The sequence below is a fragment of the Leeuwenhoekiella blandensis MED217 genome (assembly GCF_000152985.1).
Classification (GTDB): Bacteria; Bacteroidota; Bacteroidia; order Flavobacteriales; family Flavobacteriaceae; genus Leeuwenhoekiella; species Leeuwenhoekiella blandensis.
This window is the reverse complement of record NZ_CH672395.1, coordinates 3,829,169-3,849,573: the sequence shown is the minus strand read 5'-3', so window position 1 is coordinate 3,849,573 and position 20,405 is coordinate 3,829,169. Positions and strand designations below refer to the sequence as shown.

General features: G+C 43.0%; 15 protein-coding genes. 9 read left to right on the top strand and 6 right to left on the bottom strand.

From position 1 onward, the window contains the following. Positions 1-570 precede the first annotated feature (570 nt). The 3 genes from MED217_RS16555 (at position 571) to MED217_RS16545 (ending at position 3,674) form a co-directional block, all read left to right on the top strand. Positions 571-1,410, top strand: a complete 840-nt coding sequence (locus MED217_RS16555; protein WP_009781704.1) for an FKBP-type peptidyl-prolyl cis-trans isomerase — start codon at positions 571-573, stop codon at positions 1,408-1,410. A gap of 791 nt (positions 1,411-2,201) precedes the next feature. Then, positions 2,202-3,200 (top strand): hypothetical protein, encoded by a 999-nt coding sequence (locus tag MED217_RS16550; protein WP_154648970.1) that lies wholly within the window; start codon positions 2,202-2,204, stop codon positions 3,198-3,200. Positions 3,201-3,209: 9 nt separating this feature from the next. Next, positions 3,210-3,674 (top strand): hypothetical protein, encoded by a 465-nt coding sequence (locus tag MED217_RS16545; protein WP_040532993.1) that lies wholly within the window; start codon positions 3,210-3,212, stop codon positions 3,672-3,674. A gap of 322 nt (positions 3,675-3,996) precedes the next feature. Here the strand turns inward: MED217_RS16545 and MED217_RS16540 are convergent, their stop codons facing one another. Beyond that, positions 3,997-5,160 carry a serine hydrolase domain-containing protein gene (locus tag MED217_RS16540; RefSeq protein WP_009781701.1) on the bottom strand — a complete coding sequence of 388 codons (1,164 nt, stop codon included), beginning with the start codon at positions 5,158-5,160 and terminating at the stop codon, positions 3,997-3,999. A 154-nt stretch (positions 5,161-5,314) separates the two neighbouring features. Here MED217_RS16540 and MED217_RS16535 point away from each other — a divergent pair, with 154 nt between their 5' ends. From MED217_RS16535 to MED217_RS16525, 3 genes are all read left to right on the top strand, one after another. Continuing rightward, a complete protein-coding gene (locus tag MED217_RS16535; protein ID WP_009781700.1) occupies positions 5,315-6,808 on the top strand; it encodes a catalase in 1,494 nt (497 codons plus the stop codon). A gap of 82 nt (positions 6,809-6,890) precedes the next feature. Beyond that, the gene (locus MED217_RS16530) at positions 6,891-7,370 is read left to right on the top strand and encodes an ankyrin repeat domain-containing protein (protein WP_009781699.1); all 480 of its coding nucleotides are present in this window, start codon (positions 6,891-6,893) and stop codon (positions 7,368-7,370) included. Next, positions 7,357-7,941, top strand: coding sequence for a hypothetical protein (locus tag MED217_RS16525; protein ID WP_009781698.1), 585 nt, complete (start codon positions 7,357-7,359; stop codon positions 7,939-7,941). The genes MED217_RS16530 and MED217_RS16525 overlap by 14 nt, the downstream gene beginning before the upstream one ends. On the opposite strand, the gene MED217_RS16520 is transcribed toward MED217_RS16525, so the two are convergent. Genes MED217_RS16520 through MED217_RS16510 form a run of 3 tightly spaced genes read right to left on the bottom strand, consistent with a single transcriptional unit; the run spans position 7,934 to position 10,979 of the window. Next, positions 7,934-8,599: a 3'-5' exonuclease gene (locus MED217_RS16520; RefSeq protein WP_009781697.1), complete on the bottom strand. Its 666-nt coding sequence runs from the start codon at positions 8,597-8,599 to the stop codon at positions 7,934-7,936. The two genes, MED217_RS16525 and MED217_RS16520, sit on opposite strands and share 8 nt — an antisense overlap. Positions 8,600-8,601: 2 nt before the next feature. Then, positions 8,602-10,506: a DUF294 nucleotidyltransferase-like domain-containing protein gene (locus MED217_RS16515; RefSeq protein ID WP_009781696.1), complete on the bottom strand. Its 1,905-nt coding sequence runs from the start codon at positions 10,504-10,506 to the stop codon at positions 8,602-8,604. 17 nt (positions 10,507-10,523) lie between these two features. Further along, entirely contained in the window at positions 10,524-10,979 is a 456-nt protein-coding gene (locus tag MED217_RS16510; RefSeq protein WP_009781695.1) for a nucleoside deaminase, read from the bottom strand. Positions 10,980-11,075: 96 nt separating this feature from the next. Between MED217_RS16510 and MED217_RS16505 the strand changes: the two genes are divergently transcribed. Continuing rightward, complete coding sequence (locus MED217_RS16505; protein ID WP_009781693.1) at positions 11,076-12,848, top strand: 1-deoxy-D-xylulose-5-phosphate synthase; 1,773 nt, start codon at positions 11,076-11,078, stop codon at positions 12,846-12,848. Here MED217_RS16505 and MED217_RS16500 read toward each other — a convergent pair. Then, the gene (locus tag MED217_RS16500) at positions 12,841-14,172 is read right to left on the bottom strand and encodes a deoxyguanosinetriphosphate triphosphohydrolase (RefSeq protein ID WP_040533779.1); all 1,332 of its coding nucleotides are present in this window, start codon (positions 14,170-14,172) and stop codon (positions 12,841-12,843) included. The two genes, MED217_RS16505 and MED217_RS16500, sit on opposite strands and share 8 nt — an antisense overlap. Positions 14,173-14,360: 188 nt before the next feature. Between MED217_RS16500 and MED217_RS16495 the strand changes: the two genes are divergently transcribed. Together MED217_RS16495 and MED217_RS16490 are read left to right on the top strand one after the other, a co-directional pair. Next, positions 14,361-17,147, top strand: a complete 2,787-nt coding sequence (locus tag MED217_RS16495) for a TonB-dependent receptor (protein ID WP_009781691.1) — start codon at positions 14,361-14,363, stop codon at positions 17,145-17,147. 38 nt (positions 17,148-17,185) lie between these two features. After that, the gene (locus MED217_RS16490) at positions 17,186-18,403 is read left to right on the top strand and encodes a hypothetical protein (RefSeq protein WP_009781690.1); all 1,218 of its coding nucleotides are present in this window, start codon (positions 17,186-17,188) and stop codon (positions 18,401-18,403) included. A gap of 159 nt (positions 18,404-18,562) precedes the next feature. Here the strand turns inward: MED217_RS16490 and aspS are convergent, their stop codons facing one another. Then, complete coding sequence (gene aspS, locus MED217_RS16485; protein WP_009781689.1) at positions 18,563-20,311, bottom strand: aspartate--tRNA ligase; 1,749 nt, start codon at positions 20,309-20,311, stop codon at positions 18,563-18,565. Positions 20,312-20,405 lie beyond the last annotated feature (94 nt).

Below are 20,405 nucleotides of genomic sequence, written 5' to 3'. Positions count from 1 at the left end.
ATAGCTTATATTATCAGTACTAAACGACAATGTGAACTGCACGCGATACAATTCCCTATATGCATTGGGACAGGCAGCGTGGGAACGGTGACAAGCTGCTACATATTTTGTATTTCTACTTTCGTATTTTAAACTGTCTTTTCTCTCTGTTCTATTATCTCTTGTCTAAAATCTCTTGTCTAAAATCTCAAGTCTCAAGTCTAAAAACAACCCTTGCTCACTGTAACCTGCTACTGCCGACTTTTTCATGGCTTCAAAAATTCTTAACGCAGCCTTCTCGCTATACTGAAGAAAAAGAAGTGAAAACCCTGCGGGTATGAATACATTCAGTCACCTCGACTTTAGGAGAGGTCGCACAAGTTGCTGACTCCCTTCTCTCCCGAAGCTTCGGGAGGAGAAGGGTTGGGGATGAGGGGAAAGCCCGCGTAGCTGGGCAGGGGTGGTTCTTTAGGATCAATCGTTATAGCTATGGGTATAATAAAGTTTATATATTAAAATACTGAAAAACAGTTGATTATATTTTTTTGGTGCCTGAAAAGAAGTATCTTTAGAACACCTAAACCAACAACCATGAAATACACGCTTCGATTTACACTACTCAGTATTTTTATACTTCTTGCTTCCTGTAAAGAAAAACCAACTACAGCAGACGATGCTACCGCTCTGGGAGATACCATTACCACTTCCAGCGGGTTGAAGTACCTGTATCTTAAAAAAGGTAACGGCCAGAAAATAGAAATGGGTTCTATGGTAGTGAGTTATACCGATTTGTACATCAAAGAGCTCGACTCGTTATTATGGACGACCAGCACGATGCATGATTCGGTTTTTAAATTCATTCAGGAGAAAGAAACGATGATCAAAGGCTTTACCGAATTGAACTCCTATCTCGTTGAAGGCGATGAGGTGGTGGCCGTGTTGCCCGATTCTATCGCTTACGGAAAAGAAGATCACAACGGACTCCCGGGAGGCTCTACCTTAGTGTATGATCCTTATGTGGTGAAGAAAGTAACTCCAAAAAAGGAAGACATCACCGATACGCTGGTGCAAATCATAAAGACCCAAAAGGTGGATGACGCATTGCGTTTTTATGAGGAGGAACGCGATAAGGCAGCGCAGGGTTCTTTTCATACCGATGTTGACCTGATCTATATGGGACTGCTGACGGAGCTGGTACAAGATTCTCTAGCCACCGAAATACTGCAAGTAGCCGACTACATGGAAGCCGAAACTTCAGACCCCAATACTTTATTCATGTTACAAAGGGTACAGGTGTATGCCCTACAAATGCAAGGGAAACTAGAGGAAGCCTTGGCTGAAGCACAAACCTATGCTGCAAACACCGATGCTGAAAATGAGGCCTACTGGCAAAATAGATTAGCAGAATTAGAAGCTTTAGTAGATGAATAGAAGATTATTTTTTTCAATTCTTGTTCCTTACTTTTCTTTGCCTCTCCAAAGAAAAGTAACAAAAGAAAAGAGCCTTTTTCTTAGGTATTTTGCCTTATCAGGCAAACCGCAAGAAGGCTCCTAAATTTCTTCCAAGGCTTCAGAAATTCTTAACGGAGCCTTCTCGCTATACTGAAGAAAAAGAAGCGGAAACCCTTGGGGTATGAATATTCAATACCGCAAACAGAAAACTGAATACTGTAAACTGCTACTGCCGACTTACTCCAAAGCTTCCTACAGCTATTCTGAACCGAGGGAATATTAGATTCGTTTAACCCTTCGGGTATGGGGAATTTGTCATTGTTCTCTTGTCTATCATCTTAAATCTCCCTTTGAAGGGAGATTTAGAGGGATGTTGAGGTTTCTTCTGAAAACATCCATCCGCAACCCCTCCTTCTAAGGGCGTTACTATTGAGTTACAAAAGGGAATTTTAAAATTATGCTTGAGCACGCGATACAATCGCGCGGCAACGGTAGTACAATTTCCTATATATATTGGGACAGGCAGCGCGATAACCGTGACAGGGTGCTAGGTATTTCGTATTTAAAACGCTTCTTTTCTCTCTGTTCTATTATCTCTTGTCTAAAATCTCAAGTCTCAAGTCTAAAAACAACCCTTGCTCACTGTAACCTGCTACTGCCGACTTAATCACAAGCTTCCTTCAGCAATTCTGAATCGAGAATCTGAGGCCAAAGAAATGATTATCAGATTAATAAAGCGACTTCATTCTTTTTTGATTAAGTTTGTAAAGATGCTAAACCTAATCAAATCAGGGAGTTTAACGAGTTGCCGGTCAAATTTTGGTTGGTGGTCTTTTAGGGTGCGCCCTATAATACACGCAGTTGTGCTTTTGGTTTGTGCAGTATTGTGTTGTGCTTCTTGTAAGCATGAAGAACACTCGAGAAAGGATCAGGCTCAATATTATCCAACAACTCCCAGTACACCGGAGCGTATTTCACCACCCGAACGTACTATTTATGAAAAAGGGGATTCCATACGTGATTTTGAAACCAATTTTAAGAATCTCTTTCAGAACTGGGACACAGCACCAATAGTTAATGCCGCTGACTTTAAACTGAAAGGCTATTCCTTTAAAGAAGTGATTGAAGATCGTGCTGCCTTGAACAGGTACCGTAACTATTTTACCAGCAATCAAAGCTTAGGTATGAATATGAGGAAGTCCTCTAGGTCTTCTGCAAATGGCGAAAAAGCAAAAGTGCGTATGACGCTTTTGCCCGAGTATACCTATGACCCTATTCTAAATATAGACCCTAAACCGGAGTGGTATACTCCAGCCTTCAAGGATGCTGTTGTAAAATTAGTAGATCAAGATTTTAATATTGATACTTTAGAACTTACGTATCACAGCAGTATGCAAAAAGAAGAGTTTACTGAGCAAAAAGGATATTCGTCTGATGGTTCACCTAACTACATAAAGGGTAGGGCGCAGAAGAATTTTGAGACCTATGCCTTAGGTCCGTTGTCGGAGGATTATATTCAGGTGTTTGTCACCGAAAAAAAAGCATTAGAAGAATTACCTCTTGAAGCGCAACAACGCATCCTCTTAGCGCAGTTGCGCAACCAACGACTTACCGCTCAGGTGAGCCTTAGTAAAAATATAGCTGTAGGCGATGTGGTCTATGCAATACAGTTTCTGTATAAAGAGAAGCCTAATGAAGTGTTTGTGATTTGTGATCAAGATTCAAAAAAAGTACTAGTTGATACTTTTTTTAGTGCCATTCGATATTGATCTGTACTTATGAAAAACACTAGCTTAGCTTTGGTTTTACTAGTACTAACCTCTTGTAATCAAGAGTCTGCTCCAAAGGATAATGTTTCTCAAGATGCTTTGATGGAATCTGAGTTTGCTCAAAGTGGCGCAAAAGCATCACGTTTCGTGATGACGAGTAGCGGATCCTTAAAGCCCTCAACGGCTGTAATCTTGGATGGTATAACTTTTAATATAGTTCAAGATCAGCAAGGGGATACGATCTATAGAGGTACGCGGGATTCAGTATTTGAAACTCCTGAAGGCTATAGCATAGGAGATTCAATAGGGATGGTTCAGAATTCTTACAGAGAATTAATGTATAAAGAACCAGGTTTTGGCTATTTTATTCCGTTACCTTCGGGGTGGATTTTAGGATTTTGTCAGGGCGCAACCTGCACCTCTTTTGAACCTAAAACTAAAGATCCTATACGATGGATTTTTAAAAGAGAATAAGTATTCATTAAATTAAAAGAAACGACGTCTTTTGGATAGGTGTTTTTTGCTATCGCAAAAACCGCAAGCGCATCCCTAAATTTCTTCCAAGGCTTCAGAAATTTTTAGCGGGATACGCTTGCTATACTGACCAAAAGGGAACTAAACCCTTCGGGTATGAGTAATTAATACTGCAAACCACAAACCACAAACCACAAACCGCAAACCGCAAACTGAAGACTGCTACTGCCGAATTTTAGTATGCGCTCGAAAGGACAGCGTGCTGCGTATTTCTTTTCTCTCTATTTTATTATCTCTTATCTCAAGTCTAAAATCTCAAGTCTCACTCCACCCCATAGACCAACTCTAAAAAGGCTTCGATCTGACTAGGTTCTAGCCAGCGGAGTACGATGACCAGATCATTTTCCTGGTCGATGACGATGAAGTTTCCGCCAAAACCGGCAGCATAGTATAAATGCTCGGGGAGGTTTTCCCAGTGACGTGCACCTTGTTGATTCAACCACCACATATAGCCGTAATTGGGGTTAGGCGTAGAAGGTTGTTGCACGGCTTGTACCCAGGATTCAGAAAGCAGGCGCTTTCCGTCCCAGACACCGTCATTAAGAAATAAAAGACCAAAGCGCGCCATATCTTCTGCACTAATGAACATCCCACCACCGGAATGTCCGCCGCCGGTCACGCTTTGCATTTGGAGTCCGTCTATGGTACTCCAGGCATTGTCGTAACCAAACCAGCGCCACGAGGTAGAAGCGCCTATAGGATCCATAATGTGTTCTTTCAATACCTGCGGAAGCGGTTTACGCCATGTATGCGTCAAAGCATAAGCCAATACATTTACGCGCACGTCGTTGTATTCAAAAAAGGTTCCGGGGGTACGCAGTTCGCGGTTTTTCCAATCGTCAAGTCCGCCCTCACGTGGCGGGCGGTCTGCCCAGTCCTTTCCGCCCCAGAGTTCGCCGCTCCAATCGGAGTTTTGTTCCAGCAGATGCTTCCAGGTCACCTGGCTGTTGTGTGCACCGTCAAAGGTTCCGTCCCAGATGTAATTTCCAACAGGATCATTAACATCGGTGATGATCCCGGCGTCTACTGCGAGTCCGGCAGTGGTAGAAAGAAAACTTTTGGTCACACTAAAGGTCATATCTACCCGTTGCGTATCGCCCCAGCTGGTCACGAGATAGCCATTCTTTAAGATCATTCCTGCAGGTCCGCCCCGTTTTTTGGTAGGTCCGGCGATGTGGTGAAAGGGTTCGCGCTCAAATCCTTTAAGGATCGCCTGGCGCAGATCACGAGAGCCGGTGTATTCATGTTCCAAGGCAAAATCAACAGCAGCCTGTAGCGAAGCTTTGGTGAACTTCCCGGAAGTTTCGGTTGTGGTTTTCCATTCGGCTTGATATTCGGGAAAATAAACCTCCTGTGCTGTAAGCTTAGGGAGTACTAGAATAAGGAAGCAAGAAACAAAGAGGACGAAGGGGTAGTGCTTTTTCATTAAGGTTGTTAATATTATTGTTAAAAATTATGGTAAACAAAAGTTAAATAGCTTTTGATAATGCTTTGATGCGATCTTTTAATCCTTTTCTAACAAAATCAGGATTCTCATTAGATACCTTTGAGAGGAAAATTACCAAAAAAATAGTGATATCATGGCAGAGAAAAAGAAAATGACCACCACAGCCGGAGCTCCGGTTGCAAACAATCAAAAGTCGCAAACGGCCGGTGAGCGCGGACCTGTAGTAATGCAGGACTATAAATTATTTGAAAAATTGGCGCATCAAAATCGCGAGCGCGTTCCTGAGCGTACGGTGCATGCCAACGGTTGGGGCGCCAAAGGTACGTTTACGGTAACGCATGATATCACCAAATATACCTGTGCCAAATTGTTCTCTGAGGTAGGCAAGCAAACACCGGTGTTGTCTCGTTTTTCTACCGTGGCCGGGGAGCGCGGCGCTGCAGATACCGAGCGTGACGTGCGCGGATTCTCTTTAAAATTTTATACCGAAGATGGAAACTGGGATATGGTAGGAAACAATACCCCGGTGTTCTTTATTCGTGATGGGTATAAATTCCCCGACTTTATACATACACAAAAGCGTCATCCTAAAACCAACCTGCGTTCTCCGGAAGCGATGTGGGACTACTGGTCGCTTTCTCCGGAAAGTTTACATCAGGTTACCATCTTGATGTCTGACCGCGGGATCCCAATGACGCCAATGCACATGAATGGTTATGGATCGCATACCTTCAGTCTTTGGAATAAGGACGGAGAACGTTTTTGGGTGAAATTTCACTTCAAAACCCAACAAGGAATTAAGAATTATACTAACGACGAAGCTGCGGACATTATCGGGCAAACTCGGGAAAAATATCAGGAAGAGCTGTATAAAGCCATTGACGAAGGAAACTACCCTAAATGGACATTGAAAATTCAGGTGATGCCGGAGGCCGAAGCAGAAAATCTGCCGTTCAATCCGTTTGACCTGACCAAAGTATGGTCGCATGATGATTATCCGTTGATCGAAGTCGGCGAACTAGAGCTGAACGAGAATCCGGAGAATTACTTTCAGTATATTGAGAATGCAGCCTACTCTCCATCTAATGTAGTGCCGGGAATTGGTTTTTCACCAGACAAGGTATTGCAAGCGCGTATTTTCTCTTATGCCGATGCACACCGCTATCGTTTGGGAACGCACTATGAAGCATTACCGGCCAACGCGCCTAAAAACGCGATGGTGAATCATTATCACAAAGACGGGCCGATGCGTTTCTTTACTAACGACTTTGGTAATCCTGATGCTTATTATGAACCGAACTCCAAAGGCGGTGCAGTTGAAGTTCCAGAAGTTGAAGAACCGCCTATGCGCATCAGTGGTGACGTAAAACGCTATGAAGAGAACGATACTTACGGTATTTATAAGCAACCGGGAGATCTGTTTCGTTTGATGCCACAGGATGAGAAAGAGCGTATGTTTGTAACGATCGCTACGGCACTTGATGGTGTTTCAGAAGAGATCGTACAGCGTCAATTAGCACATTTTTACAAGGCAGATCCTGCGTATGGAAAAGGTGTAGAAGATGCTATTGAAGCTAATAAAACCGGCGTTGATCCCAACTCTAACGTGCTTCCGGAGGAAGTTTAAGTAATTGAAAATTGATAATGCGAGGCAGATTAAAATTTAGGCTGCCTCGCTTTTTTTTGAAAAAATATAGTATTTTAACTAGATGAAATCAGAATCTCTATTTAATGCCATTCGCTCTGAAGACGAGCAAACCGTAGCCAGTTTACTGGCAGAGCACCCCGAACTGCTTAATGAAAAAGACCAGCGTGGTTCTACGCCTTTATTGCTGGCGACCTATTACGGGCATTTGGGAATCAGTAAAACGATCATTGCTGCCGGGGCAGATCTTAATGCAAAAGATGCTTCGGGCAATACGGCTTTGATGGGCGTGTGCTTTAAAGGTTATGTAGAAGTAGCTAAGCTGTTGATCGACGAGGGCGCCGATGTGAATGTGCAGAATTTTAACGGGGCTACTGCATTGATCTATGCAGCAACCTTTAACCAAAAAGAGCTCGTAGAGCTGTTGCTGGAGCGTGGTGCCAATCCTGATCTTAGAGATTCAAGAGATCTAAAAGCCGAAGACCATGCGCGTATGCAAGGTCTTGATCAAATAGAAAACCTTCTAAAGCATGCTACACCCTAAAGTAGTACAGAACTTACATTCGGTACGATTTAGAAACGTTGGTTTTAAGCGCAAGCCGGTACTGTATCCACAGGCCGAGCGCCAATTCAACCGTTTCTTGATCAATGCTATCGGACATGATGTTTTTGTCATAAGTACCGGTCTGGGACTGGATGTGTACTATAGCAGTACGCAAGATTATACCGAATTCATAAAGAGCAACCTTTGGTTGTTTAAACCCGCAAACGATATCGTTACCGAGCGGCATTTTGTGGCAGCAATGCACGGACCTGAAGTACTCGATTATTTCAACACGGTTGTAGATAGTTTGATCTCTCACCCACAGTTGTTTTTATCCTGTTGCAAGAAGTTTATGCAGTATTATAAAGATGCGATGATCAAGACACGCTTATTGCAGTTGCTCTACAGCACCTTTGAATCGCACTTGCAGGAATTGATCACCGATGCTGAAGTTCCGTACACCAAAAAGATCATTAAAATGCTTAACGAGTCGGAGTTGTTTGACTATAAATATTTTGATGATGTAGACCGATTAGCGCATCAGCTGAAGAATGCAGGGAACTTTAATTGAGCAGGATCTGTTTCAGCTTTAACTTCTTATTGGTCTTTAGTTTAGACATAACCTTTAGAAATGCCAGCGCAGTGATATACGCATCGCCCATGGCTTTATGTCGGTCGGTCTTGGCTATATTCAATTCTTCGCAAAGATCATCCAGCGTGTAGACCTTATTGGGATCTGTGATATTGACCAGATGTACCGTGCGTTTGTACAATACTCCGGTGTCTGTAAATTTATTTTTCAGTTTAGGAGCACCCAGGCGTTTGAGCGCATAATTGATGATACCAATGTCAAAGCCTACGTGATGCCCAACCAGAATAGCGTCTCCTATAAATTCTAAAAAGGCTTTTACGGCTTCTTCTTCACTTACTTTTTTATACTTGCGGTTCTCCCTTAAAATACCGTGAATGGCCACGGCCTCTTCATTAAACACCTCTTGCTTCACGTAAAGTTCAAAACTGCTTGACAAGCTTATTTTGTTTCCCTTAAGTTCTAAAGCGCCGATGCTTAGCATACGATCTTCACGCGCGTTGGTTCCTGTAGTTTCAGTATCAAAAACCACAAAACGCGCCTCCTCAAGTTCGGGAAGGCTTTTGCTTGCGAATTGCGCAGCATACTGCTTGTAGAATTCTGGCGGCTCAGGCGTTTTACTGAAAAATGGAATGTGCATAGCTATTTGAGGTTGTATCGAAGGGTGAGCAATTCTTGAATATCGTGAATCGATTTGAAGCAACGCTTCAGCTTCAGCTTTTCTGCTTTGCTTAAAGTTGCCAGTTCAATAAACCTTCCGGAGTCATCGTGTAAAATTCCCTGCTTGGTTCTGAATTTCAGTAAGGCTTTAAAGGCATACGAGCAGTTCTCATAGATCTCTTTGTTGTTCTGTTCCAGTTCGGCAAGGCGTTCAAAACGGCCTGCGGTATTGTTGATGTTGCGCAGCTTATGATTAAGACTCAGTACCCGGGCTGCGTCAATAAGCGGCATTAAAGCCCGTGCTTTGATATCAAAGAAATCTTTATGGTCACCACCTTCTTCTACAAGAAACTGTCTAAAGAACCCTAAAGGCGACGGACTCCTAATAGCATCTTTGGCCATCACCCGGTAAAACATCGGGTTGGCATCTAAGGTGTCTAGAATACTGTCTGAAAGTTTGGTCACCAATTGTGTATCGCCAAAAACATAACTGTAGTCAAAGAAGATCGCAGAGAGCAGCTGGGTTTCCGGGGAAGGATCGGTGATCCAGATGTGGTATTGTTTTTTCCATTCAGAAAGCGACTGGCACCAGCGGTGATTGCTCGCCATCATATCGGCAGGGCAGTAGGCATAACCTACTTTATGCATCGCACGCGTGGTGATGCGCGCCAGCTTTATAAAATAGGCTTGGGTCGCTTCATATTCTTCTTCAGGCACGTTGTCAAAAACAATGGCGTTATCTTGATCGGTGAACAACAATTGTTCTTTACGTCCCTGACTTCCCAAAGCCAGCCAGGCAAATTTACACGGCGGCGGTGTTTCCATTTTTAAGAGCGAAAGCTCCAAAGCGCGTACGGCGATGGCATAGTTGATCTCGTTAAGAATGTTGAGGATCTGAGATACCGGAAGGTTTTGATCTAAATACTTTTTGAGTAATCGCGAAACCTTAAGTCGCACATCGCGCAGGCGTTTAGTACGTTTGGCGAGTTTTACTTCTTTCAGTAAGACCACCGGGTTGTTTGCAAACGAAACCACAATATCGTGCTCAGTGATGAGTCCGAGAAGCTTGGTGTCTGGCGTACCGTCTTCGGTTATGCACAAGTGATTGACCTCGTTTTTCAGCATAATCAGTTGGGCTTGCGCCACCGTGGGATCTTTCTGAAAACACTTCACCGGCTTGCTCATAATCTTATCCACCGAATCTGAAATGTCAAAATCACCTGTCGCAATGCGGTCACGCAGATCCCGATTGGTAATGATTCCCACCGGTTTTTCTTCGTGCGTTACCACAATAGAACCTACATCGCGGTGACTCATCTTTTTTGCAGCCACCTTGATCGTCGTATCGGGGGAGCAGGTGAGTATATTTTTAGAATACCGTGCTTTTTGCAGGTCAAAAATCTCACTGTTGCGCTCTACAGAATATTCGGTAAACAGCTTGCCGCTTTCTTCTAGCGAGTAGGGATCGCTTACATTAGATGCAAAACTGGCAATAAGAAAATTACTCACCTCTTTATGCGCTAATGCGATGGGTAAAAACAGATCGATAGGAATCCCGTAAATAATAGACTCTTCATTGGCAGAAGCTGAAAGTTCATAATCTTCCTTCGTAATAAGCGGGCGTAAACCAAAAATGTCTCCTTCATCACAGATATCGGCGATCTTGGGTTGATTGTCTACCGTTCTAAAAACGCGTACGGCACCATCTTTAACCACATAAAACATGCTGTGGTTGGTATCTTTTTCTTTAAAGATGGCCTTGTCTTTTTCAAAATAAAGCACTTGAACCTGTGCGGCGATTTGCAATAGGCTGTCGGCGGCCAAAAACTGAAAAGGAGGATAGCGTTTTAAAAAGTCGGCTACACGTTCTGCAATGGTATTTTTCAAAGGTTTAGTGTTTAGCGTTAGTTGAGGTTGCGGCGCTCGATAAAAAAGCGCTTCAGTAATTGAGCAGCTTCAGTTTCCATAATGCCTGAAGTTACCTGCGTTTTAGGGTGCAGTTGCGTTCCCATTTTTTGATAGCCGCGGGTAGTATCTGCCGCCCCAAAAACGATTCGACTGATTTGGCTCCAATACAAGGCGCCAGCACACATCTGGCAAGGCTCAAGCGTAACATACAGCGTGGAATCGGTTAGGTATTTTCCGCCTAAAAAATTGGCTGCGGCAGTAATGGCTTGCATTTCGGCGTGGGCGGTCACATCGTGTAAACGTTCGGTTAAATTATGTGCCCGTGCGATGATCCTGTTGTTTACCGTAACAACGGCGCCTACGGGAATCTCACCGAGCTCAAAAGCAGTCTCGGCTTCCTGCAAGGCTTTTTTCATAAAATAGTGATCGTCAAAAGGTTCGATAAGCGCCATGCGGTTGGTTTTAAAGCTTGAAGATAAAAAGTTTTTTGCAGTATCATTTTTAAAAGACCAACTAATTATTTCTGGAAGTTCGGCTACCTTTGTTTTATGAGTTACCCGCTTTTAGAAACCATTAATGACCCTCAGGATTTACGTAAACTTCAGGTAGCAGAACTGAATACGCTTGCTGCAGAATTGCGCCGTTTTATCATTGCTATTGTCGCTACCAAAGAAGGGCATTTGGGAGCAAGCCTGGGTGTGGTAGAACTCACGCTGGCCCTGCATTATGCATTCAATACTCCCGATGATCAACTCATCTGGGATGTGGGACATCAGGCGTATGGTCACAAGATCATTACCGGAAGACGGGACATTTTTGAGACCAACCGCCAGTTAGGAGGATTGAGCGGATTCCCTAAGCGGGAAGAAAGTGTTTATGATGCTTTTGGGACCGGGCACTCGAGCACGTCGATCTCTGCGGCTTTGGGTATGGCGATCGCAGCAAAGATTCAAGGAAACACCCGGCGCCAGCATATCGCGGTCATCGGCGATGCGTCTATTGCAAGCGGGATGGCCTTTGAAGCTTTGAATCACGCCGGTGATAGTGATGCCAATTTACTCGTGATCCTGAATGACAATGCGATAGGAATCGACCCGAGTGTGGGCGCCTTGAAAAATTACCTGACCAATGTAAAGACCGGGAGTCAGCGGCAGGAGAATATTTTTGAGGCCTTAAACTTTAAGTATTTTGGTCCGGTTGACGGGCACGATATCGACAAGCTTCTGGAGATCATTAAAACGCTGAAAAAGATCAAAGGCCCTAAGTTTTTACACGTGATCACCACCAAAGGTAAAGGACTAAAGCAAGCCGAAAAGGAGCAGGTACTCTATCACGCACCGGGGAAGTTTGATGCGGCAACCGGAGAACTCAATCCTAAAAGTACCACTCCCCAACCTCCAAAATATCAGGATGTATTTGGGCTGACTTTAGTAGAGTTGACTAAAAAGAACGAGAAGATCGTGGGCATCACGCCGGCAATGCCTACCGGGAGTTCGTTAAAGTATATGATGCAGGAGTTCCCGGAGCGGGCTTTTGACGTGGGGATCGCCGAGCAGCACGCCGTCACCCTTGCTGCCGGTATCGCAGCCGCAGGCGGAGTCGCTTTTTGTGCGATCTATTCTACCTTTTTACAGCGGGCGTACGACCAATTGATTCACGATGTGGCTTTGCAAAAGCTTCCGGTTATTTTTTGTGTAGATCGCGCCGGATTGGTAGGTGCCGATGGGGCCACGCACCACGGGGTTTTTGATCTGGCCTACTTACGCTGCATTCCTAATCTTATCCTTTTCGCTCCGCGGAATGAGGAAAGTCTGCGGAATATTATGTATACCGCACAACTTGGTTTAGAACAACCTATTGCGATTCGCTATCCGCGCGGTCGGGGTACTACGATCGACTGGAAAACTTCGTTTCAAGAGCTACAAATCGGTAAAGCTGAAAAGTTAACCGAAGGAGATAAAATCGCGGTTTTGGTAACCGGTAGCTTGACGGAAACGGCGTTACAGCTTGCTGAAGTTTATCCCGAAGCAATTGCAGTGTATTATTTTGGTTTTGTCAAGCCGCTGGATCTTGAAGCGCTGCAAGAAGTTTTCAGTAACTATTCTACAATAATTACCCTTGAAGATGGTGTCGTTTCCGGTGGTTTTGGTAGCGCAATCGCTGAAGAAGCGATACGTCAAAGCTACACAGGCAAACTCGAACTTCTGGGAATTCCCGATCGCTTTATCGAACAAGGAACCACCGAAGAACTGAAGACTTCGGTGGGTCTGGATTTTGAAAGCTTGAAAGCACAATTAGCGTCATACTTAACGCTTATTTAACATCGAGGCCTTTAATCTTTTTATAATTACGTAAGGCTTTACCATCGGTCATGGTAGAGACTTCAGCGCAGATCTGGATGAGGTTTTCATACAAGCTCTTTTCAGAATGATCATTGGGCGCTAGCAATTGCTGAATCAATTGATTGTAATGCGTGTCGTTATTGTCTAAAGCACGACAACGCGCTTCTAATAAGGTAGACAGAATCTCATAGCCGGCGATCTCTTTTTCGATCACTTCGCGGCTGTTGTAAATACGTTCAATGCTTAAGTTAATGATGTCTGTTATTTGCGCCTGATAGTTGCTTTTGTCGATAAGCGATTGGTCAAAAGTACCTGCAAGGATCTCTTCTTCGTATTTCATAAAAGTATCCACACTCTCATTAATAAGCGTGCCTATCGCCAGTGCGCGCAAGTAACTCACGCGGTCTGAAGTCTCTTGAAGCGCATTGTATTTATTGCGGTCTATGGTTTGCCCTACGAGCTTTACCATATATTCTAAGGCATATTCTTCAGGGATGAGCCCCAGGTTTATACCGTCTTCAAAATCGATGATGGTGTAGCAAATATCGTCTGCAGCTTCAACGAGATAGGCAAGCGGATGCCTTGACCAACTTACATCATCTGTAGTGCTGCGCTTTAAAAGTCCCAGTTCTTGAGCGACATCTTCAAAGAGCGCTCGTTCAGACTGAAAGAAGCCATATTTTTTATCGGCAATATGATCAGAAGGTTTGTGCGGAAGCGATTCTTTAGGATACTTCATAAAAGCGCCTAAAGTAGCATAGGATAAACGCAAGCCGCCCTGCGCTCCCGGTTTGCTTTGAGAAAGCACCTTAAAACCATTGGCATTACCTTCAAACTTGATGAGGTCTTGATACTCTTTCGCCGTGAGGCTGTCTTTATAGCGTTTTCCGTAGCCGTTTTTAAAGAATTCGCCTATGGCTTTCTCGCCGCTGTGTCCAAAAGGCGGATTCCCAATGTCGTGTGCCAGCGCTGCCGCAGCTACAATGGCACCAAAATCATTGAATTTGTAACCATAGACTTGTTCGAGGTGCGGGTATTTTTCTAACAGTTTTTTGCCCACCATACGTCCTAACGAGCGTCCCACAACTGAGACTTCGAGACTGTGTGTTAAGCGCGTGTGAACAAAATCGGTTTTAGAAAGTGGGATGACTTGGGTCTTGTCTTGCAAGCTTCTAAAAGGCGCCGAAAAGATAATACGGTCATAATCAACTTCAAAACCCAGGCGCGTGTCGTCCTGTTCTATACGTAGTCTTTTGGCGGTATCGCCTTGTCTTTTTAAGGATAGTAAATGCTCCCAATTCATCATGACGTGCAATTTTTGGCAAGATACATCTTTGCCAAATTTTAATCTAATGAAACCCAGCTGACTCAAAAATCTGTTAACATTAAGGTAACCATGAAGTAACCCTTGGGTTACGAATTCATAACATTGGATTAACCGGCTAGCAGTTCTTTCGCAACATATTTGCAGCGTAAAATAAATGCAAGCAAATGAGACAATTTTATCTGTTTTTAATAGGTATTATATTTTCAGCAGCTACTTGGGCACAAGGAACCGGTAGTATTGTTGGAGTGTTAAGTGATAAAGAAGTTAATAATGAACCTTTACCTTTTGCAACGGTTCAGATCAAGAATACGAGCAAAGGAACGACTACAGATTTTGATGGTCTTTATGAGATCTCAAATGTAGAAGCCGGGACGTATACCTTGGTTTTTAGCTTTGTGGGTTATGAAACTGTAGAAGTCCCCAATGTTGTTGTTGAGGCAGATAAAGTAACCACGATAAACGCAGGATTAGGAGCTACAGCAGCCGCACTCGATGAGGTGGTGATCACAACTACCGTTTCTCGCGAATCTGAAGTAGCCTTATTATTAGAACAAAAGAAAGCAGTAAGTATCCAGCAGAGCATTGGAGCAGATGAACTTGCCCGAAAAGGGGTAAGTGATGCAGCAGCAGCGATCGCTAAGATTTCTGGAGTTTCAAAACAGTCAGGCGGAGCAGGTAATGTATATGTGCGTGGTCTTGGTGACCGTTATTTGAATACCACCTATAATGGATTGACGCTTCCTTCAAATGATATTGAGAAAAAGAACATGGATCTTGACCTTTTTCCTTCAGACATTATTCAGAATGTAGCGGTAAGTAAAGCTTATTCTACTAAGTTTTACGGAGATTTCGCAGCGAGTAATATCGATGTGATCTCTAAAGATTATAAGGGGAAATTCTTCTTAGATATTCAATTGGGTTCTAGTATCAATACCAGAGCGATCGGTCAGGATTTTACCCGTAGTGAAGGTACCGGATATTTCGGTTTTTATAATAGATATGACAACAACCCGTTTGCGGTGATCTTATCGCATCCTGTAGATCCTGTAGATGGAGGAACACCTATTAATGTAAACGGATCTATTTCTGGCGGAAAGTCTTTTGAAATGGGAGAAGGCGGTAGATTAAGCCTTTTTGCTACGGCTTCTTTTGCTAACGATTATGAGTATCGCAGAGGATCTGCAGCAGATTTTACTACGGTAGAAAAGCAAGTATACGACGATGTTGAAGAGTTTGAATATTCAACAACAACTACAGCGATGCTTAACGCGATCTACAGCTTAAATTCTGGACATAAGATCACCTTCAACTCTTTATTCCTTAACAGCTCTTCTGATGAGGTTGGGAATTTTGGTATTGATGGTAATGGTAGAAACCGTGATGCGATCTTAAATACAGACAGCGGCTTTTTTACTAAGAACATTCAGTTTAATCAGGATATGATCTTTGTAAATCAATTGTCTGGCTTACATACTTTTGATGAGGAGTTTGAATTGACTTGGGGTGTAGGATATAATAAAGTGTTTTCTAATCAGCCAGACCGTAAGCGTTTTGCTTTAGAGAATTACAATTTAGCTTTAGATAACGATCCTTCTACGAATCCCTCTTTTTATAACAACACCAACTTTGACAATCAGCGTTATTTTCAGAATATCGAAGATGAAGAGCTTAACAGCCGTTTAAATCTGGAATACACCGTTTCTGATAATTTCAAATTGAATTTTGGATACAACGGAAGAACTAAGGAGCGTTTCTTTAAGAACATCCGTTATGGATATGACCTTATCGCGCCAAACACTCCGGTTGAAGATATAAACAATCTTGATAGTATTTTTAATGTACCTAACCTAGGGACGGTTTATGATACGTTCGTTTTTAGAGCGATTGCTCCTGAGCTAGGTATTGATAACCGTAACTATCCAGGTCTTGATGAGAACCGATATACCGGTAATCTTGATATTCACGCAGGATACATCAATGCAGAGATCACCACAGGGAACTGGTTGTTTGTTCCCGGGTTTAGAGTAGAATCTTTTAACCAGTCGATCACTTATGATGTGATTAACCTTCCTCCGGATGCGAGCGGCTATGCAGAAAGCTACGAGAACTTTTACTTACCAAGTTTAAACGTACGCTATGCGCTTAATGACGATTCTAACTTGAGATTCTCTTTTGCAAAAACGGTTTCTTTCCCAGAATTCAAAGAGGTAGCGCCGTTTGTTTACGAAGATGTAACCAAGCGTGTAGGAGGTAACCCAGACCTTTTAAATGATCCATCATTCTCAGACGTTTATAACATTGATCTTAAATACGAGTGGTTCTTTGGTAAATCTGAATTGCTATCGATCGCAGGTTTTGCAAAGGAGATCAGAAACCCTGTTAACCTTGTGATCGCAAATGACGCAACCGGTACCCGACGTTATTTTAGAACCGGTGAGAAAGCTAATGTTTACGGAGTTGAATTAGAAGTACGTAAAAACTTGGTAACCGATGCAGATGAGAACGCCGTAGTTTCTGCGGGAATTAACGGGACTTATATGCATACGCAACAAGACTTAAGAAGTTCAAACGGGCTGTTCTCTTCTACATTAGATCGTGATGATGAGTTGCAAGGTGCTTCACCGTTCTTGATCAATGCAGACATCAACTATAGCCCGACCTCTTTTGAAAATTATAAACCTGTAGCCAACTTGATCTATTCTTATTTCGCAGACCGTATCGATGCTTTAGGATCTGGTCAATTAGGAAATATAGTCGAGAAAGGATACGGTACGCTTGACTTTGTTTGGAGAAACGAGTTTGGAGATAACTGGGAGATCAACGCCAGTGCAAAGAACTTGCTTGATCCAGATATTGAGTATGTGCGTGAAGGTACTTCTTTTGGAGACTATACCACCTCTATCTACCGTAGAGGGATTAACGTAGGATTAAACGTAAAATATAAATTTTAATAAAAACGATAGAAAATTAATTAAATACTTTAAATGCAATGAAGACAAATTATTTACTTACTGGCTTGACTGCGGCGGCACTTTTATTTGCCTCTTGTGAAGCTGATGATACTGCAGAAATTGTAATTAACAATACTGATAACAGTGTTGACAACAGCGTGACTAATAATGGTGGAACCAATGAGCCTGAAGAACCAACAGGAGAGGCTATTGATCTACAAGGTACTATGACAAGTGATTTAGTATTAGATAGCAACAATACATATACATTGACAGGACCTTTAGTAATGGCTCCTAACACAAAACTTACGATCCCTGCAGGTATGACTATCAGAGCTGCTAGTGGTGCTAATGTTTACATCGCAATTTCTCAGGATGCGGTAATTGATGCTCAGGGTACTTCTACAAACCCAATCGTACTTACTTCTGCAGCTTCTTCTCCTGCAGCTGGAGACTGGGGTGGTCTTATCTTATTAGGACGTGCACCTATCAACTCTACAACCGGAGGTTCTGCAACTTCAACTTCAGAAATTGGTGGTCTTCCTTACGGTGGTAGCGATGTATCTGACTTCTCAGGTGTTATTCGTTATGTACGTGTAGAGTATTCAGGTGGAGCAGCAGATGGACAATCTGAAAACAACGGTTTCTCTTTCTACGGTGTAGGTAATGGTACTACTGTAGATCACATTCAAGCATTTGAAGGTAAAGATGATGGTATCGAGTTTTTTGGAGGTACTGTAAATGCTAGTTACCTTTCTGTAGTAAATGCTCAGGATGATTCTGTAGACTGGACAGAAGGATACTCAGGAACTTTAACCAACGTATACATCAAACAAGGTGTGTCTCACGATAAAGCTATTGAAGCTGACGGATTTAACACCGATATAGGTAACAACTCTAACCCTGTTTATTTCTCTGCTCCAACCCTTAACAACGTATTGATCGTAGGACAAGGAAATACTGAAGGTACTGAAGCTGTACGTTTAAGAGCGGGTACTCAAGGGGAGTTCAACAACGTAATTATTCAAGGATACGAAGAAGGTTTTGATCTTGATGGTGATTCTGGAGACAGCCCAACAGGTCAAGGTGTTTTAGACGGATTGTTATTTGTAGACACTGTAAACTTTGATGATGTTACTTTAAAAATGAAGAACGATACAGGTTACGAATTTGACGAAAGTGACTTCATTATGAATGAAGGTGATGCTACCGGTACAGATTATGATACTTGGAAAGCAGGCTGGACTGTTGAATAAGTTTATTTTGAATTAGCGATAAAAAAAGGTCTGGACATTGTCCGGACCTTTTTTTGTTTTCATACCTGTGGAATAAACTACTTAAAAGTAAGCCTTTCGGTAGGAGCCATAAAAAAACAGCCACATCGGGCTGCTTTCTTAATTTATAAAGACTGAGACTTATAAAGTAACTTTCAAATTCAATTCTTCTAATTGTGCTGCATCAATTGTTGCAGGCGCATCGATCATTACATCACGGCCGGCATTGTTTTTAGGGAATGCAATAAAGTCTCTTATCGTTTCTTGTCCGCCTAAAATCGCTACCAAACGGTCTAGACCAAAGGCCAAACCACCGTGTGGTGGCGCACCGTATTGAAACGCATCCATCAGGAAGCCAAACTGTGCCTGTGCTTCTTCTTTGGTAAAGCCTAGATAATCAAACATCTTAGATTGTATCTCTTTATCGTGAATACGTATAGAACCACCGCCTATTTCGTTTCCGTTCAATACAAGGTCGTAAGCATTTGCTTTTACTTCGCCGGGCTTGGTGTCTAGCAATTCCATTTGTCCGGGTTTAGGAGAAGTAAACGGGTGGTGCATCGCGTGGTAACGCTCGGTTTCTTCATCCCATTCTAAAAGCGGGAAGTCAACTACCCAAAGCGGCGCAAATTCGTCTGACTTGCGCAAGCCTAATTGTGTGGCCAATTCCATACGCAGCGCGCTCAATTGCGCGCGGGTTTTTGATGTTTCTCCAGAAAGTACACAGATCAGATCTCCGGGTTGTGCGCCGGTAGCTTCTGCCCATTTAGCAAGATCTTCCTGATCGTAAAATTTATCTACTGAAGATTTAAAACTTCCATCTTCATTGCATTTTACATACACCATTCCTAAAGCACCAACTTGTGGTCGCTTCACCCAATCGATAAGCTTATCGATCTCTTTTCGGGTATAACTCGCTCCTCCCGGAACCGCGATACCTACAACCAACTCAGCACTATTGAATACTTTAAAGTCCTTGTGCTGCGCTACTGCGTTGAGTTCGCCAAACTCCATCCCAAAGCGAATGTCTGGCTTGTCGTTACCGTATTTTGCCATCGCCTCGTCATAGGTCATTCTTGGGAAACTTTCGATCTCAAAACCTACCACTTCTTTTAAAAGATGCTTGGTCAAGCCTTCAAAAATGTTCAGAATGTCTTCTTGTTCTACAAAAGCCATCTCGCAGTCGATCTGTGTGAATTCCGGCTGGCGGTCTGCACGTAGATCTTCATCTCTAAAACACTTTACAATCTGAAAATACTTATCCATACCGCCCACCATAAGCAATTGCTTAAACGTTTGTGGCGATTGTGGAAGCGCGTAAAATTGACCTTCGTTCATTCGGCTAGGCACCACAAAATCACGGGCACCTTCCGGAGTAGATTTGATCAAATAGGGCGTTTCCACTTCAATAAAACCTTGCTCCGATAAATAGTTGCGCACGGCAATACTCACTTTATGTCTAAAGATGAGTTTCTCCTTCACCGGATTTCTTCTGATGTCCAGATAACGGTATTTCATACGGAGATCTTCACCGCCATCGGTTGCATCTTCAATAGTAAACGGAGGCGTTTTGGCCTCGTTCAAGATCTCTAATTTTTCAACCAAAAGCTCTACATCCCCGGTAGGCATTTTTGGGTTTTTAGATTCACGCTCGATTACCTTTCCGGTAACCTGAATCACAAACTCACGCCCCATAGTTTTGGCAAGATCCATCACCGCTTTAGGGGTGCGTTCTTCGTCAAAAATAAGTTGGGTGATGCCGTAGCGATCGCGTAGATCTACCCAGATCATAAAACCTTTGTCTCTGGATTTTTGAACCCAGCCGGCAAGAGTAACCGTTTCGTTTATATGTTCGGCGCGTAAAGCTCCGTTATTATGCGTTCTGTACATGCTTGATTATTTGAGGTGCAAATTTAAGAAGTTAAAGCAAGTCACCACCTATTGTTTTGAGGTTATTTTATTGGCACCGCCAAAGGGTTAAATA

Bases quoted from the DNA above. Each gene is read 5' to 3' on its own strand.
- MED217_RS16510 (WP_009781695.1), bottom strand. From the start codon at position 10,979: ATGGCGCTTATCGAACCTTTTGACGATCACTATTTTATGAAAAAAGCC.
- aspS (WP_009781689.1), bottom strand. From the start codon at position 20,311: ATGTACAGAACGCATAATAACGGAGCTTTACGCGCCGAACATATAAAC.
- MED217_RS16490 (WP_009781690.1), top strand. From the start codon at position 17,186: ATGAAGACAAATTATTTACTTACTGGCTTGACTGCGGCGGCACTTTTA.
- MED217_RS16525 (WP_009781698.1), top strand. From the start codon at position 7,357: ATGCTACACCCTAAAGTAGTACAGAACTTACATTCGGTACGATTTAGA.
- MED217_RS16535 (WP_009781700.1), top strand. From the start codon at position 5,315: ATGGCAGAGAAAAAGAAAATGACCACCACAGCCGGAGCTCCGGTTGCA.
- MED217_RS16550 (WP_154648970.1), top strand. From the start codon at position 2,202: ATGCTAAACCTAATCAAATCAGGGAGTTTAACGAGTTGCCGGTCAAAT.
- MED217_RS16545 (WP_040532993.1), top strand. From the start codon at position 3,210: ATGAAAAACACTAGCTTAGCTTTGGTTTTACTAGTACTAACCTCTTGT.
- MED217_RS16505 (WP_009781693.1), top strand. From the start codon at position 11,076: ATGAGTTACCCGCTTTTAGAAACCATTAATGACCCTCAGGATTTACGT.
- MED217_RS16495 (WP_009781691.1), top strand. From the start codon at position 14,361: ATGAGACAATTTTATCTGTTTTTAATAGGTATTATATTTTCAGCAGCT.
- MED217_RS16540 (WP_009781701.1), bottom strand. From the start codon at position 5,160: ATGAAAAAGCACTACCCCTTCGTCCTCTTTGTTTCTTGCTTCCTTATT.
- MED217_RS16520 (WP_009781697.1), bottom strand. From the start codon at position 8,599: ATGCACATTCCATTTTTCAGTAAAACGCCTGAGCCGCCAGAATTCTAC.
- MED217_RS16555 (WP_009781704.1), top strand. From the start codon at position 571: ATGAAATACACGCTTCGATTTACACTACTCAGTATTTTTATACTTCTT.
- MED217_RS16530 (WP_009781699.1), top strand. From the start codon at position 6,891: ATGAAATCAGAATCTCTATTTAATGCCATTCGCTCTGAAGACGAGCAA.
- MED217_RS16500 (WP_040533779.1), bottom strand. From the start codon at position 14,172: ATGAATTGGGAGCATTTACTATCCTTAAAAAGACAAGGCGATACCGCC.